The sequence below is a fragment of the Flaviramulus basaltis genome, assembly GCF_900114265.1.
Classification (GTDB): Bacteria; Bacteroidota; Bacteroidia; order Flavobacteriales; family Flavobacteriaceae; genus Flaviramulus; species Flaviramulus basaltis.
The window spans coordinates 454,973-472,478 of record NZ_FPKV01000002.1 but is presented as its reverse complement, the minus strand read 5'-3'; the positions used below and the strand labels follow the sequence as shown (position 1 = coordinate 472,478).

Sequence of the window (17,506 nt, the reverse complement as noted above, 5' to 3'; positions counted from 1 at the left end):
ATTAAAGTATATTTATATATTAGTAGCAAATTAACAATATTGAATATGACAAATCAAGAAAAGGCAAAGGCCTATTGGAAAGAAAACATAAGGTATGTTCTCATACTATTAGCAATTTGGTTTTTGGTCTCGTATGGTGCCGGGATATTATTTAAAGACACTCTTAATCAAGTAAAAGTAGGAGGTTTTAAACTAGGCTTCTGGTTTGCACAACAGGGATCCATGTATGTGTTTGTGGTGCTTATTTTTGTATACGTTCGCCTTATGAATAAACTTGATAAAAAATATGGATATGATGAATAGTATGTTTTTAGTTGAGTCATTAGGAGTCCAAAACTGGACATACATTTTAGTAGGAATTACATTTACAATATATATAGGAATTGCCATTTGGTCCAGAGCAGGCTCAACAAAAGAGTTTTATGTTGCTGGTGGAGGTGTGTCTCCATTAGCCAATGGTATGGCAACAGCAGCCGATTGGATGAGTGCTGCATCATTTATATCTATGGCAGGAATTATTTCGTTTGCAGGATATGATGGAGCTGTATATTTAATGGGTTGGACTGGTGGTTATGTGCTTTTAGCTTTATTACTTGCGCCTTATTTGCGTAAGTTTGGAAAGTTTACAGTACCCGATTTTATTGGAGATCGCTATTATTCCAAAACGGCACGTTTAGTAGGTGTGTTTTGTGCTCTTATAGTATCGTTTACATATGTTGCAGGACAAATGCGAGGTGTAGGATTAGTATTTTCACGTTTCTTAGAAGTTGATATTAATACGGGTGTTATTATAGGTATGATAATCGTGCTATTTTATGCGGTTCTTGGTGGTATGAAAGGTATTACCTATACACAAGTAGCTCAATATTGTGTATTGATTTTTGCTTTTATGGTACCTGCTATTTTTATATCTATTCAGATGACGGGAAATCCAATTCCACAATTAGGATTTGGAAGTACTTTATCTGATGGTTCTGGAACTTATTTATTAGATAAATTAGATGGATTAAGTACAGATCTTGGTTTTGCTGAATATACAGAAGGCTCAAAATCTATGATTGATGTTTTTGCAATTACTTTAGCATTAATGGTAGGAACGGCAGGTTTACCACATGTTATTGTACGTTTCTTTACAGTAAAACGTGTAAAAGATGCACGTAAATCGGCAGGATTAGCATTGTTACTTATTGTTATTTTATACACAACAGCACCAGCAGTTTCAGTTTTTGCAAGAACAAATTTAATTGAAACCGTTTCAAATAAACCATATGCAGGTGTTCCAGAGTGGTTTAAAAAATGGGAAACTACAGGCTTAATTACTTTTAATGATAAAAATAACGACGGACTTATTCAATATGTAGCCGATAAAGATAAAAATGAACTCGTTGTAGATAACGATATTATGGTTTTGGCAAATCCAGAAATAGCACAATTACCAGATTGGGTTATTGCTTTGGTAGCTGCAGGAGCATTAGCAGCAGCATTATCTACAGCAGCAGGATTGTTATTGGTGATTTCTTCTTCTGTTTCTCACGATTTAATCAAGAAAATGATAAATCCTAAGATTTCTGAAAAAGGTGAATTAATTGCAGCACGTTTATCTGCAGTTGTAGCTGTTTGTGTTGCTGGATATTTTGGAATTAATCCTCCAGGGTTTGTCGCCGCAACTGTTGCTTTAGCTTTTGGTTTAGCAGCAGCTTCATTTTTTCCTGCCATTATTTTAGGTATTTTCTATAAAAAAATGAATAAAGAAGGAGCTATAGCAGGTATGATAGTAGGTATTTGTACGATGTTATTTTACATGCTTAAATTTAAATTTGGCTGGTTTGGTGGCGGAGAAAAGGCCGATTGGTGGTTTGGAATATCTCCAGAAGGATTTGGAACAATAGCTATGATTTTAAACTTTATAGTTTCTGTAATTATCATGAGATTTACTCCAGAACCTCCGCAAGAGGTGCAAGAAATAGTTGAAAATATAAGAATACCAAGTGGTGCTGGAGAAGCAACAGACCATTAATTATTTAGTAACAGACACTTTAAATTGCTGGGGCGTCATTAACTCCATCTTTTTAAATTGTCTGTTAAAATAACTCGTGTTATTAAATCCAGATTTAAAAGCAATTTCAGACATTCTTAAGTTTTTGGTCTCTTTAATTAATTTTTTAGAAAATTTAATTTTTTCAGAATTAATATAATCAATAGGAGAGATGCCTAGTGTATTTTTAAACTGCTTATGGAAATGAGAAGAACTCATGTAAGCTTTCTTAGCAAGTATATCTACAGTAATATCCTTATTGGTTAAATTATCTTTTATATACTTAATAACAGTTCCTATTCTGGTATCGCTAAAAATATGGTTTTCATTACTAAGAATTAGAGACTTTGCTTTAGTCTGTAGTAGTCTAACAATAAGTTCTTGTATCATTAAATCTAGTAAAACATCCTTAGATTTATTATTGTTAGTAAAGGTGTATGTTAAACGTTCTACTAAGTGATTAACATCTGTATTGTTAATTAAATGAGATGCATTTGCATCTAAATCCCAGTTGTTATTTTCATTTTCAATAGCCACTATTCTATTAAAATTTTGAACCACTTCTTGAATTTTTGTAGCATCAATACCTAAAGCTAAGCATTGTGTTGGTGTGTTTTCAGTAGCCAAAGGAAAATCTATAACCATTTCTTTTTGGGTGGGCATAACAACGGATTCACCTGGAAAGAATTCAAAAGAAGGAATCCCATCAATATGCATCACTTTTTTTCCAGTAAGCATACTCGCTATAATTGGAAAATCAAAAACCAAAGACACCTTTTCAGCAAAAGCATGAGTTTCATAAATATTTAACTCGGCATATTCTGCACTATAAGTTGTTCTGTTTTCAACTAAAGTAGTAAGCTTTCTATGATTCTTATGGTGATTTAATAACTGATTCATAATCAATATTACAAAAAAATATTATTTAAAATCTTATATAAGAGATATGTGCAAGAATATAGTAAATATGTTCAACTTAATTAGGATTTGATAAAATAACTTTATAAAAATTATATTTTAAGTAATTTATTAAGTAAAAAAATAATTAATTAACAATTAAACTTAAGCAGGTATGAGTTATTCAAAACCAAAATTTAAAGAAAAATATTCAAATTTTATTAATGGAAAATTTGTTGCTCCCATAGGAGGTGAATATTTTGAAAATACATCACCAATAGATAATAGCTTAATTGCAAAGTATCCACGTTCACAAAAAGAAGATGTAGAATTAGCTGTTGATGCTGCAAATGCTGCAAAAGAAGCATGGGGAAATACATCGGCTACAGAACGCGCAAAGCTTTTAAATAAAGTAGCAGATATTATTGAAGCTAATTTAGAAGAATTTGCATTAGTAGAAACTTGCGATAATGGGAAACCAATACGAGAAACACTTAATGCAGATATTCCTTTATGTGTAGACCATTGGCGTTATTTTGCAGCATGTATTCGAGCAGAAGAAGGTAGTGCAACAGAGCTTGATGAAATGACTTTGTCTATGAACATTAAAGAGCCACTTGGTGTTGTTGGCCAAATTATACCATGGAATTTCCCATTATTAATGTTATCATGGAAAATGCCACCAGCTCTTGCTACAGGAAATTGTGTGGTTTTAAAACCGGCAGAACAAACACCATCTTCAGCGACATTATTAATGGAAAAAATTGCAGATGTTTTTCCTCCTGGAGTTGTAAATATAATTCATGGTTTTGGACCTGAAGCAGGTAAACCTTTAGCATCTAGCTCTAAAGTAGATAAAGTTGCTTTTACAGGAGAAACCACAACAGGACAGTTAATTATGCAATATGCGTCAAAAAACCTGAATCCTGTCACTATGGAACTTGGTGGTAAATCGCCAAATATTTTCTTTAATAGTGTGATGGATCATGATGATGCTTTTTTAGATAAAGCTATTGAAGGTGCTGTTTTATTTGCATTTAACCAAGGTGAAGTCTGTACATGTCCTTCAAGAATTTTAGTTCAGGAGGATATTTATGACAAATTTATGGAGCGTGTAATAGCACGAACAAATGGGATTATTCAAGATAATCCATATGATATAAATACCATGGTTGGTGCGCAAGCTTCGAACGATCAATACGAAAAAATACAATCGTATTTTAAAATTGGTAAAGAAGAAGGCGCTAAAGTTTTAGCAGGAGGTGAAGCCAATAAGTTAAGTGGCAATTTAGCAAACGGCTTTTATATTAAGCCAACACTTTTAGAAGGTCATAATAAAATGCGAGTATTTCAAGAGGAAATTTTTGGACCTGTAGCATGTGTTACCAAATTTAAAGATGAAGCGGAAGCTTTAGAAATTGCTAATGATACACTTTACGGTTTAGGTGCTGGTGTTTGGACTCGTGATGCACATCAATTATATCAAATACCAAGAGCCATTAAAGCCGGTCGTGTTTGGGTAAATTGTTATCATGCTTATCCAGCTCATGCACCATTTGGAGGTTATAAAAAATCTGGTTTTGGTCGTGAAAATCATTTAATGATGATGAATCATTACCGTCAAACTAAAAATATGCTAATCTCTTACGATAAGAATAAATTAGGGTTCTTTTAGAATTAATTAATAGTAATTATTAAGGCTGAATACATTATATGTTCAGCCTTTTTTATAAATTTAAAGTATGGAAAGAGTGACCATAACAAAAGAAGCAGCAGAAATTGTAAAACAATTACAATTAAAACATGGCGATCTAATTTTTCATCAAAGTGGAGGTTGTTGTGATGGTTCTGCACCCATGATTTTTGAAAAAGGCGATATGTATTTAGATGCAAGCGATATCCTTTTAGGCAAAATTGAAGGCGTTCCATTTTATATGAATCAAGACCAATTTGAATATTGGAAACACACCCATTTAACAGTAGATATAACTAAAGGAAGAGGAGCAAGTTTTTCATTAGAAATACCATTAGGACTCCGTTTTTTAATTCATTCAAGATTATTAACAGAAGAAGAAGCTACATTTTTTAAAACAAAATAGAATTGCTAAATTGCTACCTATTATTAAACCCAACAAATGAGTAATTACCACATAAAACACTTAGAAGAATACTACCAAGTTTATAGAAAATCAATAAGAGAACCAGAAAATTTTTGGGAAGAAGTCGCAGAAGAGCATTTTATGTGGCGAAAAAAATGGGATAATGTTTTAAGCTGGGATTTTAACAAGCCAGAAGTTAAGTGGTTTGAGGGCGCTAAATTAAATATTACCGAAAATTGTATTGATAGACATTTATCAACCCGAGGTGATAAAACAGCTATTTTATTTGAACCAAACGATTCTTCGGAACCAGCAGAACATATTACATATAAACAACTACACAAACGTGTAAATAAGTTTGCCAATGTTTTAAAAGATAAAGGCATACAAAAAGGTGATCGAGTTTGTATTTATTTACCAATGATTCCAGAATTAGCTATATCTGTCCTAGCTTGTGCAAGAATAGGGGCAATACATTCTGTAGTTTTTGCAGGATTTTCATCAACCGCATTAGCAACAAGAATAAATGATAGCGATTGCAAAATGGTAATCGCAAGTGATGGATCATTTAGAGGTTCTAAAACCATAGATTTAAAAGGTATTGTAGATGATGCTTTAGAAGATTGTCCAGGAGTAAATTCTGTTTTAGTGGCAAAAAGAATTCATTCAGATATCCCAATGAAAGAAGGTCGCGACCTATGGTTACAACCACTTTTAGATGCGGCTTCAGACGACTGTAAAGCAGAAATTATGGATGCAGAAGATCCTTTGTTTATTCTATATACATCAGGTTCTACTGGAAAACCAAAAGGCATGGTTCATACCACAGGTGGTTATATGGTTTATACCGCATATACTTTTAAAAATGTATTCCAATATACAGAAAATGATGTGTATTGGTGTACTGCAGACATTGGTTGGATCACGGGACATAGTTATATTGTTTACGGTCCGTTAGCAAACGGAGCAACCTCAGTGATGTTTGAAGGTGTGCCAAGTTATCCGGATTTTGGACGTTTTTGGGAGATTGTAGAAAAGCATAAAGTCACCCAGTTTTATACTGCACCAACAGCTATTCGTGCATTAGCAAAAGAAGGTGTTGGTCATTTAGAAAAATACGATTTATCTTCTCTAAAAGTACTTGGTACTGTTGGAGAACCAATTAATGAAGAAGCATGGCATTGGTATGATGATAACGTTGGAAAGAAAAAAGCACCAATTGTAGATACTTGGTGGCAAACCGAAACCGGTGGTATAATGATTACGCCTATTCCTTTTGTAACACCAACAAAACCTACCTATGCAACATTACCTTTTATTGGTATTCAACCTGCATTGATGGATGAAAACGGAAAAGAAATTAAAGGGAATCAAGTTGATGGGCGTTTGTGTATTAAATTTCCTTGGCCAAGTATGGCTCGAACTATTTGGGGAAATCATCAACGTTATAAAGAAACTTATTTTTCAGCTTTTAAAGATAAATATTTCACAGGTGATGGTGCGTTACGCGACGAAGTTGGATATTACAGAATTACGGGACGTGTAGATGATGTTATTATTGTTTCAGGACATAATCTTGGTACTGCACCAATTGAAGATGCTATTAACGAGCATCCAGCTGTTGCAGAATCTGCCATAGTAGGTTTTCCACATGATATTAAAGGAAATGCATTGTACGGTTATGTGATTTTAAAAGACGTAGGAGAAACTAGAGATCATAATAACTTACGTAAAGAGATAAATCAACTTATTACAGAACAAATAGGACCTATTGCTAAGTTGGACAAAATTCAATTTACAAGTGGCTTACCAAAAACACGTTCAGGAAAAATCATGCGTCGTATTTTGCGCAAAATTGCTTGTAAAGAAACTAGTAATTTAGGTGATACGAGTACACTTTTAAACCCAGAAGTGGTGCAGGATATTATGGATAATGCTTTGTGAACTTGATTTTAATAACAGCAACGAAATTATAAAGTATTCACTACTTAATGTTAAACGCAATCATTTTGATTGCGTTTTTTTTGTTTATAACTGTTTATTTTTTTGATTTTGAGTATATTATGATTTTTTTTTATTTGTGATGTAATGTTATAATTTTCAAATACTAGTTATTTCGCCTTTAGGGGAAATCACATAATTTGAAACATAGCAATACGATGTCTCAATCTTGCCTAATTTCGAGATGACAAAAAGTGTTGGATAAACTTTTACCTACTCAACAAATAACCCCATTCTAAGTGTTTTCGTTTATCTAAACGCGATAATATTTTCAAAAATACAAAGGCAGTAATTAGCGCATCTCCGCTAGCTGTGTGCCTATCTATTTTAGGTACGTTTAGTTCTTTACATAAATCGTCAAGTGAGTAATGTTCTTGTAAGCTTTCTTTATAAATAACATGTTTAGATTTATTAAACAAAACTCCAGTATCAATAAATTCATTTTTTAATTTATCTAAACCATGTCTTAACAGCATTTCATTTACCATGTTTCTATCAAAACTAGCATGGTGTGCTACTAAAATAGCATCTTTTATATAAAGTAAAAAGGCTTTTATAGCTTCTAATTCTGTGATTTTTTCTTCAGAACCTTTTTTCATTAAACCATGTATTTTTACGGTTTCTCCTTTGAAAATATCTTGTTCTACATAGATTTCAAAACTTTTATTTACTTCAATAGATTTTCCAACAAACGCCACTGCACCAATAGATAAAACTCTATCTTTTTTTCTGTCAAAACCTGTAGTTTCAGTATCAAAAGCTACAAATCTTGTGCTTTCTACACTTTCTTTTTTCTTTGTGTTAAAAGCATCGAGATACGCTAACCAAAAATCTGGATAGTCTTTTGTTTTCTCTTTATGAAACCATTTAAAAGCCATTTTTATATAAAGTTTTTTAAATCGAACCGAAATTTTAGTGTTTCTTGAATTTCATGAATAGGCTTAAAACAACGCTTTAGTTTTAATTTTTCTTCTTTAGTTAAAGTTTCTAATTCTATAAATTTCCCAGAATTGTTATGAAGTAAACCTTGTTTTGTTTTAAATTTTGAAAGCGCCTTAAATGCATAAGAACATGAATTGTAAAGCTCTTTATTATTGGGTTCTAATTCTGCCAGCTTTTCGAAACGTTCGTAAGTGTTGTTTACGCCTTTAATTTGCTTACTTAATATAAGCAAACGTGCTGAGTCGATTAAGGGCATTAATCCTCTACTTTTAATATTGAAAAGGTCTTTTTGGTCTCCATTTTCTTCAACTAAAAACTGTTTAAAAAAGCCTAATGGCGACGGACTTTTAATAGCATCACGACCCAAGAATTTAAAAAATAATGATGTTTCTTCTAATGTTTTATATATAGTATTAGATAACTCATCAACTAATTCTTCATCACCATAAATTCTAGAATAATCAAAAAATATGGAAGAAAGTAATATGGCTTTTTCATCTGGTTTTAAAATCCAATTTTTAAATTGATTTTTCCATTCGGTAAGAGATTTACACCATTCTGGGTTACTTGCCATCATATCGGCTTCACAATATTCAAAACCTATTTTATTTAAAGACTTGGTAACATATTTAGCCAATTCTATAAAGTAGGCTTGAGTTTCTTGATATTTTTCTTTAGGAACATCCTCAAAAACAAGCGCATTATCTTGGTCTGTATAAAGTAATTGCTCTTTTCTACCTTGACTGCCTAAGGCCAACCATGAAAATTTAACAGGTGGAGGCGTAGGCATTTTTAGTAAAGCAATTTCTATTGCTTGAAAGGTAACAGCATCATTAATTTGAGAAATTATTTTTATAATGTGTGAAAGCGGAATGTTTTGTTCTAAATAATTTTTTAGCAGTGTATTTGCTTTTAGGCGGGCTGTTCGTAATTTTTTTGTTCGGGTAGCACGATTTATTTCTTTTAATATTACCGATGGATTATTACCTAAAGTCACCAAAACATCGTGGTGTGATAATACGCCAATAAGTTTTGAATTTATTGTGCCATCTTTTGTAATACATAAATGCCCAATATTATGTTTTATCATTTGCAACTGTCCATCTGCAACTGTTAAGTCTTTTTTATTTGTAATAACAGGCGAACTCATAATGTTAGTTACAGCAGTTTCTATAGGATATTTTCCTGTTGCTATTTTGTTTTTAATATCACTATTTGTAATAATCCCTACAGGTTTTTTTTCTTGGTCTATAACAATAATACATCCAATTTTAAGAACACTCATTTTTATAGCAGCATCACGCAACGATGTTTTCTCACTACAAGTCACTGGGTTTTTAGTGTAATTTGCGGTTTGAAAATTGACTATATCATGTGAGTTATTTGGAAGGTAGTCAACAAAAATTTCGTTGTTCTCTTTTGTGGTATATGGATCGTAAGCATTGGTAGCAAAAGCAGTAACTAAGTATTTATAAACTTTAGAATTATTTTCTACAGCTAATTGAAAACCTTTTATTGGTATGGCATATACAATAGATTCTTCATGAGCTGTGGCAGTAAGTTTGTAGTTTTCTTGAGCTATAAGTGGTCTTACTCCAAATATATCTCCAGCATCACTCATTGAAACAATTTCTTGGGTGTCATTATGAGTATGAGTTAAACTAACAGAACCATTTCTAACCATATAAAAATGTTCATTAAAAGAATCACCTTCTTTAAATAAAACATCAGCTTTTTCTAAATATATTATAACAACTTCTTCTGCAATTTCAAGAAGTTTGTCATATTTTAATAAGTCGAATGGTGGATAGGCTTTTAGGAAATCACACACACGTTCTGCAATGGAGTTTTTCATTAAATAATTTTAAAATCTAGCATTAATTCATCTTCAATAAAAGCTTGAATATGGTCTCCTTTTAAATTTAGACCAGCACCTAAAGCAGGAGTTCCAGTAAAAATTAAATCACCAACTTCCAAAGTCATATATTTTGATACAAAAGCGATTATTTCACTAAAAGTATAAATCATAAAATTTGTGTTTCCAATTTGTTTTTTAGTGCCATTAATTAATAAATGAAAATTAATATTGTTTAAATCAGAAAAATTAGAAGCTAGCTTGAAACCAGAAATAGGAGAAGCGCCATCAAAACCTTTTGCTAATGCCCAAGGACCTTTATTTTCTCTACTAGCGGCAAGTACATCTTTAGCTGTGTAATCAATTCCAACGGCAATTTCAGAAATATATGAAGCTGCATTTTCTAAGGTAATGTCTTTTCCCTTTTTACCAATTTTAGTTACTAACTCTACCTCGTAAGCAAGCTCATTAGTTATAGATGGAAAAATAATGTCTTCATTATTAGTTACTAAAGTGCTTTCTGCTTTTAAAAAAATTAATTGATCTCCAGTTTTAATAGTATTAATTTCTGCTTTATCGCTTACATAGTTTTTGCCAATACCAATTATTTTCATTTAGGTTGATTTATTAAAAAATTAAGTAGTAAATTTAATGAATAACAGTGTAAAGCTTAATTATAAAACAATTTATTTTGGACATTAATTCATTAGATTTTGTTAGAAATAATTAATTACATTTATAAAAAAAACAATCATGGCAAAATCACAAGATGCAAAAAAGAATGTAAAAAAAGAAGCAGTTTTAACACCTAAAGAAAAGAAAGCTGCTAAACTTGCTAAAAAAGCAAAAAGAACATAACTAATTTGTATGTTTTTATAAGTTTAAAAGACCACTCATATTGAGTGGTCTTTTAATTTTATGTTTGTGTCTTTAATCCTGCTCAGAATACTTATTTTTACCAATTATTTTATTAAAATTATATATGCAACATCTAAAAGAATCCTCTAAAGATAAATCAAAAACAAAACCTAAAGTAACCATGGCTCAAGCCTTTAAAACTATAATTTGGCCTAGGCGAAATCTAGTTTTCATTGGCTTAATTTTAATAGTAATACGGAGTTTGTCTGGCTTAATTTTACCATGGCAAAGTAAGGTGTTATTAGATGATGTCGTACCAAATAAAGATTACACACAATTGTATTATTTAATAGGCATTGTTATAGCAGCCATTACAGTGCAAGCAGTAACGTCTTTTTTACTAACAAAAATATTAAGTGTACAAGCGCAATACCTAATTAGCGAATTACGAGCGCAAGTACAGAAAAAAGTATTGTCTTTACCAATTAGTTTTTTCGATAATTCTAAATCTGGGGCATTAGTATCTAGAATTATGACAGACGTTGAAGGTGTTAGAAACCTTATCGGTACAGGTTTAGTACAATTAGTAGGTGGTTCGTTTACAGCTATTGTGTCATTAATTATTTTAATAAAACTCAACCCATGGATGACGCTTTTTGTGTTTGTGCCGCTTTCAATATTTGGATACATTGCATTAAAAGCTTTTAAATACATTCGTCCAATTTTTAGAACAAGAGGAAAAATTAATGCAGAAGTCACAGGAAGACTTACAGAAACCTTGGCTGGTGTTCGTGTTATTAAAGCATTTAATGCTGAAGAACAAGAAAATATTGTTTTTGAAAAAGGGGTTGATAAATTATATCAAAATGTAAAAAAGAGTTTAACAGCCACAGCTTTTATGACTAGTGCTTCAACATTTTTAATTGGAGTTGCAACTACCGGTATTATGGGTATTGGTGGGTATTATATGATTTTAGGAGAAATGACTACTGGAGACTTTTTATTCTTCACATTAATACTAGGTTTTATGATTGCACCCATTGTACAAATGAGCAATATTGGAAGTCAGTTAACGGAAGCTTTAGCAGGTTTAGATAGAACCGAAGAATTAATGAATATGACTGCCGAAGAAGATAATGAAGACAGAAATATTGAATTAAACAATATTAAAGGAGATATTGAATTTGAAGATGTTTCGTTTTCTTATGAAGAAGGAAAAGAAGTGTTGCATAACATAAACTTTAAAGCTGCTGCAGGTTCTGTAACTGCATTAGTAGGGAGTTCTGGTTCTGGTAAATCTACCATTGCCGGTTTATCTGCTACTTTTTTAACACCTAAATCTGGTAAGGTGACTATTGATAATCAAGATTTATCAAAAGTTAAATTAAGCAGTTATCGTAAATATTTAGGTGTGGTTTTACAAGATGAATTTTTGTTTGAAGGGACAATTAAACAAAATATTATGTTCCCAAGACCAAATGCCACAGAAGCAGAGTTACAAAATGCTGTTAAGGCTGCTTATGTAAATGAATTTACAGATAGATTTGATGATGGTTTGGAAACATTAATAGGAGAAAGAGGTGTGAAACTTTCTGGAGGGCAACGTCAACGTTTAGCTATTGCAAGAGCTATTTTAGCAAATCCAAATATTATTATTTTAGATGAAGCCACATCAAGTTTAGATACCGAAAGTGAAGCTTTAATTCAAAAAAGTTTAGCAGAACTTATTAAAGATAGAACCACTATAGTTATTGCACACCGTTTAAGTACGATTAGAAAAGCAGATCAAATTTTAGTTATTGAAGCTGGAAATATAGTTGAGCGCGGTACACACGATGAGTTAATCTCTAAACAAGGCAGGTATTACGATTTATATACTTATCAAGCTAAAATTTAATAATTATGACAAGACAAGATTTAGTAACAGAAGAATACAATCCATTTTATAGTACGTATATAAATATGCTTCCTAAAGAGTTAGATTTAATTGAAGGTTTTGAAGTTGGTTTTAATAATGTGCTAGATTTTTTTAAATCAATTCCTAAGGAAAAATTAGAATACAAATATGCTGAAGACAAATGGACTATTAAAGAAGTTTTTCAGCATATAATTGATACAGAACGCATTTTTATGTACCGTTGTTTACGTGTTGCTAGGCAGGATAAAACACCCTTGTCTGGTTTTGAACAAAACGATTATATCATGCCATCAAAAGCAAATAGAAAAACCATAGCGTCTTTATTAGAGGAATACCAAGTTACACGACAAAGTTCAATAGTACTTTTAAAAAGTTTTACTAGTGAAGATTTAAAATGTATAGGTATATCTAGTGGTAATGTTATGTCTGCTCGTTCTGCTGCATTTTCTACAATTGGTCATGAAATATGGCATATGAACATTATTAGCGAGCGCTATTTATAAAAACATCTTATGCATTAATATAAGCTCTTTTTCTTATAACAATGGTAAAAACCAATACCGAAAGTATTCCAAAAATTGAAAATCCAATAAAAAGAGGTAAAACAGAAGTTTTTACAAAACTACCTATATAATTAGCAATAGGAACAGCTAAAACCGTTGAAAGAAACCCATTAATGGCAGCTCCAATTCCAGCTATATGGCCTAATGGTTGCAGTGCTAAAGCTCTTAAATTTCCAAACATAAAACCAACAGCAAAAAACTGTAAAGCGAAAAAACTAAGTAATATAAAAATATTGGGGTTTTGCCCAGATGAAAATAAAATTACATATAAAACAGAGATAACTGCATAAGCAATACAAGAAAAGTAGGCAATTTTCATCATGCCATATTTTACTACAAATCTGCTATTAAAAAAAGTAGCAAGACCTATAGAGATTGCTAAACTTGCAAAAATGTAAGGAAACATATCTGCGAGATTATACTGTTCTTGAAAAATTTGCTGCGAAGTACTTAGATAAACCATAAAAGAACCCGTTATAAAACCAGATACAAGCGTGAAAGCAATAGCCTCTTTATACTTAAAAAATTCTTTTGTACCATCAATAAATAAATGTGTTGAAAACTTAATACGTTTTTCTTTAGGCAGCGTTTCTGGTTGGCGTTTCCAAAACCAAATCATAACAAAAAGTCCAAATATTAAATTAAAATAGAAAATAGCTTCCCAATTAAATAAGTGTATTATAAATTGACCTAAAGTGGGTGCAATAACAGGAACCAAAATAAAAAACATAACAACTATAGAAACTATTTTAGCCATATAATCACCACTATAAGAGTCGCGTATCATAGATAATGTTAAGCTTCTTGGAGATGATAAACCAATACCTTGAAATATTCTAGCAACAATCATAACCTCAAAGCTTTTTGTGGTTACACAAGCTATACTCGCAATAATAAAAACTATAAAACCAATATAGACAATTGGCTTTCTCCCAAAACTATCAGATAAAGAACCAAAAATAAGTTGTCCAAAACCTAATCCTAAAAAAATCATTGTTATTAATAATTGATTATCATTTTTGTTAATAACGCCCAAAGATTCAGCAATTTCAGGTAATGCTGGTAATAAAGCATCTATAGATAAGGCCACTAAAGACATTAAAGAGGCCATTAAAGCTACGAATTCAAACTTAAAAGTGTTATTATTTTGCATGCGGCAAAAATAGAACAATTTAATTGGGTAAAAATTCTATTTCTATTTAATAAGACAATGTTATTATTACTAAATTTGATAACATAGAAATATCATTAAATGAAATCACAACCACTTTTAAATTACATAAAAAACTTTGTTACTTTAACTGTTGAAGAAGAAGCATTTTTAGAATCAAAAGTGTTATATAGGAAGTATTTAAAAGGCCAATATGTTTTGCAACAAGGCGATGTTTGTAAGTATCAATGTTTTGTTATTTCTGGTTGTACAAAAACGTTTCATTCAGATGATCAAGGACAAGAACATATAGTTATGTTTTCTATTCAAGATTGGTGGACTTCAGATATAGGAAGTTTTATTACTCAAACTCCAGCAGATTATAATATACAATGTATTGACAAAACGGAATTAATCATGTTTTCGCATGATGTTATGGAAGAGTTATATATAGAAATTCCAAAACTGGAGCGTTTTTTTAGAAAAATTATTGAACGCGGATTAGTAGCTTCACAAAAACGTATAGTAAGAAGTTTTAGTTTGTCTGCAAAAGATAGATATTTGTATTTTAGAAACCAATATCCTAAAATAGAACAGCTTATTCCTCAATACATGTTAGCCTCTTATCTAGGAATCACTAAAGAATTCCTGAGTAAAATTAAAAGCCAGTTACTTTTAGAAGACCAAAGTTAAACTAGATTAATATCATTTAATAAACTACTTCATTTTTTATGCACATATAGTTTTAGACTTTTGTACTTCAATTTAAACAAAAAATAAAACTATATTAAAAATGAAAAACACATTTAAAAATTTATCGGCATTAACTTTTGTGACAATACTTACAGTCTCTTTCACAAATGTTGAAAAAGAAAAAAAAGAAGTTAAAGCAGAAAATAGTAAAGTAGTTTGGAAAGGTTACAAAGTAACTGGATCTCATGAAGGAACTATAGCTATAAATTCAGGTTCTTTAATTTTTGAAAAAGATAAATTAACAGGAGGTGAGTTTGTAATAGATATGACTTCTATTAATACTACAGATTTAGAAGGAGAGTATAAAGGACAACTTGATGGTCATTTAAAATCTGATGATTTTTTTGGAATTGAAAAATACCCAACAGCAAAATTAGTATTTAATGATGTTAAATCTACCGGTAAAAATTCTTATGCAGTTACAGGAGATTTAACTATTAAAGGAAAAACAAATCCTGTAAATTTTACTATTTCAATTTACGGAAATAAAGCAACAGCATCTTTAAAAGTAGATAGAACTAAATATGATGTACGTTACGGTTCTACTAGCTTTTTTGATAATTTAAAAGACAAAGCTATTTATGATGATTTTGATTTAGTTGCAGATTTAGAGTTTTAATTAGAAATGACTAATAGTATTAAAAGGGCACTCAGAAATGAGTGCCTTTTTTAATTAAATAAGATAATAAAAGCTCATTTAATAATATATCTTTGTTAAAGATGAAAGTTTTTAAATGTCCCAACTGCGCTTCAACTGTATTCTTTGAGAATACACAATGTGTTAATTGCAACAATACTTTAGGGTACAATGTTTTAACCGATGAATTTGCTATTCCAAGTACGTATAATTCTAATTATAAAAATAACCTTAAGTTTTGTTATAACCATAAGTACTCTGTTTGTAATTGGTTAGTTGAAAACGATGAAAGCAATGTGTTTTGTAAAGCCTGTGAATTAAATAGAAAGGTGCCAAACGAGTCTGATGCTGAAAATTTCAAGAAATGGAAAAAGTTGGAAATTGCAAAGCATCGTTTAGTTTACCAGCTTATTAAGTTGAATTTGCCATTTCAATCTAAAATTAAAAATAATAACGCTATAGCTTTTGATTTTTTATCAGATACCAATAAAAACAATTTGGTAACAGGTCATTCAGATGGAGTTATTACTATTCTACTTTCTGAGGCAGATTCTGTAAATAGAGAACAACTTAGAAAACAAATGCAAGAGCCTTACAGAACTCTTGTAGGTCATTTTAGACATGAAATAGGACATTATTATTGGATGCTTCTATTTAATAATGATAGTGATTTAGAGGATTTTAGAAATATTTTTGGTGATGAGAAACAAGATTATAATCTGGCATTAAAAAAATATTATAATCAAGGTGCTCCAGCTAATTGGAATTTAAATTTTATAAGTAAATATGCTAGTTCACATCCATGGGAAGATTGGGCAGAGACTTGGGCTCATTATCTTCATATTATGGACACTCTAGAAACAGGAAATGCTATTGGAATTTCATTTTCGAAAAATCAAACTCAAATACAAGAATTTAATACATCTACAACACCAAATCCTTATAAAACAGATGATTTTAAGGTTATATTTGATGCGAGTATCGTATTAACATCGGCAGTAAATAGTTTAAATCGTTCTATGGGATTATCAGATATCTATCCTTTTGTTGTTCCAAATCTAGTATTTAAAAAACTAAGTTTTATTCATAACTTATTAAAGAAAAATTTATAGCGTAAACTTACCAGATTCTTCAATATCAGGTTCTTCTCCAGTAATAGCACCAAGTCCCATTTTAAATAAAGAAACAATTTTATTATGTTTTGGCTCCCAATATTCAGCTTCAATAGGTTTAAATTGAATTGCAGAAAGATTTGGATCATCTATTCCATTAAACCATGTATCATCGGTTTTGCCATATAACTCCTCAATAATAAGTTTATTGGTTCTTATGTATGCATCTCCATAGAGTTTTAAAAAACTCATGTCATTGGGGTGCGAATAGATAAGTATAATTTTATTGTCTTTTGCTATATTAGTATTATGATTGCTGTCTTGCCCGCTTAGAAACCAAATATTGCCATCATCATCTACTTTTTTTGTACTCATAGGAATGGCATGAAAAGGCTTTTCATCTAAATTGGTAGCCATCATAGCAAAATCTATAGCTTCAGCCATTTTTTTAATTTTTGCCTTAGCTTCATTATTGTATATATTTTCTTTTTTCATGGTATATTGTTTTAACCAAATATATTTTTAAAATAAAGAAGAAGATAACGCGATAACTATATTTATTGACGCATATAATTTGAAAGTGTTATTAAATTAGATAAATTGAATATATTTAGAAACAAGATTAAAACAAAAGCTATAATGTTATTTAAAAACTATGTTTTATTACTAATGTTTTAATTAAAAGA

16 protein-coding genes are annotated in these 17,506 nt (G+C 30.7%); 10 read left to right on the top strand and 6 right to left on the bottom strand.

What is annotated here, in order from left to right; translation table 11 throughout:
• The first annotated feature begins 45 nt into the window (after nt 1-45).
• On the top strand, nt 46-303 hold the full coding sequence (locus BT151_RS08705; protein ID WP_072401409.1) for a DUF4212 domain-containing protein: 258 nt from the start codon (nt 46-48) through the stop codon (nt 301-303).
• Nucleotides 296-2,017 (top strand): sodium:solute symporter family protein, encoded by a 1,722-nt coding sequence (locus BT151_RS08700; RefSeq protein WP_394333406.1) that lies wholly within the window; start codon nt 296-298, stop codon nt 2,015-2,017. Before BT151_RS08705 ends, BT151_RS08700 begins: the two co-directional genes overlap by 8 nt.
• On the opposite strand, the gene BT151_RS08695 is transcribed toward BT151_RS08700, so the two are convergent.
• Nucleotides 2,018-2,935, bottom strand: a complete 918-nt coding sequence (locus tag BT151_RS08695; protein ID WP_072401408.1) for an AraC family transcriptional regulator — start codon at nt 2,933-2,935, stop codon at nt 2,018-2,020.
• Between the two features lie 172 nt (nt 2,936-3,107).
• On the opposite strand from BT151_RS08695, the gene BT151_RS08690 reads away from it, so the two are divergent.
• The 3 genes from BT151_RS08690 (at nt 3,108) to acs (ending at nt 6,975) form a co-directional block, all read left to right on the top strand.
• Nucleotides 3,108-4,607, top strand: coding sequence for an aldehyde dehydrogenase family protein (locus BT151_RS08690; RefSeq protein WP_072401407.1), 1,500 nt, complete (start codon nt 3,108-3,110; stop codon nt 4,605-4,607).
• A gap of 67 nt (nt 4,608-4,674) precedes the next feature.
• Nucleotides 4,675-5,031, top strand: a complete 357-nt coding sequence (locus BT151_RS08685) for a DUF779 domain-containing protein (protein ID WP_072401406.1) — start codon at nt 4,675-4,677, stop codon at nt 5,029-5,031.
• Between the two features lie 36 nt (nt 5,032-5,067).
• Complete coding sequence (acs, locus tag BT151_RS08680; RefSeq protein ID WP_072401405.1) at nt 5,068-6,975, top strand: acetate--CoA ligase; 1,908 nt, start codon at nt 5,068-5,070, stop codon at nt 6,973-6,975.
• Nucleotides 6,976-7,241: 266 nt separating this feature from the next.
• Here the strand turns inward: acs and BT151_RS08675 are convergent, their stop codons facing one another.
• Genes BT151_RS08675 through BT151_RS08665 form a run of 3 tightly spaced genes read right to left on the bottom strand, consistent with a single transcriptional unit; the run spans nt 7,242 to nt 10,443 of the window.
• The gene (locus BT151_RS08675; RefSeq protein WP_072401404.1) at nt 7,242-7,910 is read right to left on the bottom strand and encodes a 3'-5' exonuclease; all 669 of its coding nucleotides are present in this window, start codon (nt 7,908-7,910) and stop codon (nt 7,242-7,244) included.
• Between the two features lie 2 nt (nt 7,911-7,912).
• Nucleotides 7,913-9,829 carry a DUF294 nucleotidyltransferase-like domain-containing protein gene (locus BT151_RS08670; RefSeq protein WP_072401403.1) on the bottom strand — a complete coding sequence of 639 codons (1,917 nt, stop codon included), beginning with the start codon at nt 9,827-9,829 and terminating at the stop codon, nt 7,913-7,915.
• Nucleotides 9,829-10,443: a fumarylacetoacetate hydrolase family protein gene (locus BT151_RS08665; RefSeq protein WP_072401402.1), complete on the bottom strand. Its 615-nt coding sequence runs from the start codon at nt 10,441-10,443 to the stop codon at nt 9,829-9,831. The genes BT151_RS08670 and BT151_RS08665 overlap by 1 nt, the downstream gene beginning before the upstream one ends.
• Before the next feature lie 368 nt (nt 10,444-10,811).
• Between BT151_RS08665 and BT151_RS08660 the strand changes: the two genes are divergently transcribed.
• Nucleotides 10,812-12,584 carry an ABC transporter ATP-binding protein gene (locus BT151_RS08660; protein ID WP_072401401.1) on the top strand — a complete coding sequence of 591 codons (1,773 nt, stop codon included), beginning with the start codon at nt 10,812-10,814 and terminating at the stop codon, nt 12,582-12,584.
• 5 nt (nt 12,585-12,589) lie between these two features.
• Entirely contained in the window at nt 12,590-13,108 is a 519-nt protein-coding gene (locus tag BT151_RS08655) for a DinB family protein (protein WP_072401400.1), read from the top strand.
• Nucleotides 13,109-13,115: 7 nt separating this feature from the next.
• On the opposite strand, the gene BT151_RS08650 is transcribed toward BT151_RS08655, so the two are convergent.
• Nucleotides 13,116-14,321, bottom strand: a complete 1,206-nt coding sequence (locus tag BT151_RS08650) for a multidrug effflux MFS transporter (RefSeq protein ID WP_072401399.1) — start codon at nt 14,319-14,321, stop codon at nt 13,116-13,118.
• A gap of 99 nt (nt 14,322-14,420) precedes the next feature.
• On the opposite strand from BT151_RS08650, the gene BT151_RS08645 reads away from it, so the two are divergent.
• The 3 genes from BT151_RS08645 to BT151_RS08635 all read left to right on the top strand — a co-directional run bounded on the left by BT151_RS08645 (nt 14,421) and on the right by BT151_RS08635 (nt 16,820).
• Nucleotides 14,421-15,011, top strand: coding sequence for a Crp/Fnr family transcriptional regulator (locus tag BT151_RS08645; RefSeq protein WP_072401398.1), 591 nt, complete (start codon nt 14,421-14,423; stop codon nt 15,009-15,011).
• 100 nt (nt 15,012-15,111) lie between these two features.
• Nucleotides 15,112-15,690, top strand: a complete 579-nt coding sequence (locus BT151_RS08640) for a YceI family protein (RefSeq protein WP_072401397.1) — start codon at nt 15,112-15,114, stop codon at nt 15,688-15,690.
• Between the two features lie 101 nt (nt 15,691-15,791).
• Nucleotides 15,792-16,820: a zinc-binding metallopeptidase family protein gene (locus BT151_RS08635; protein WP_072401396.1), complete on the top strand. Its 1,029-nt coding sequence runs from the start codon at nt 15,792-15,794 to the stop codon at nt 16,818-16,820.
• Here the strand turns inward: BT151_RS08635 and BT151_RS08630 are convergent.
• A complete protein-coding gene (locus BT151_RS08630) occupies nt 16,815-17,315 on the bottom strand; it encodes a pyridoxamine 5'-phosphate oxidase family protein (RefSeq protein ID WP_072401395.1) in 501 nt (166 codons plus the stop codon). The two genes, BT151_RS08635 and BT151_RS08630, sit on opposite strands and share 6 nt — an antisense overlap.
• Between the last annotated feature and the right edge of the window lie 191 nt (nt 17,316-17,506).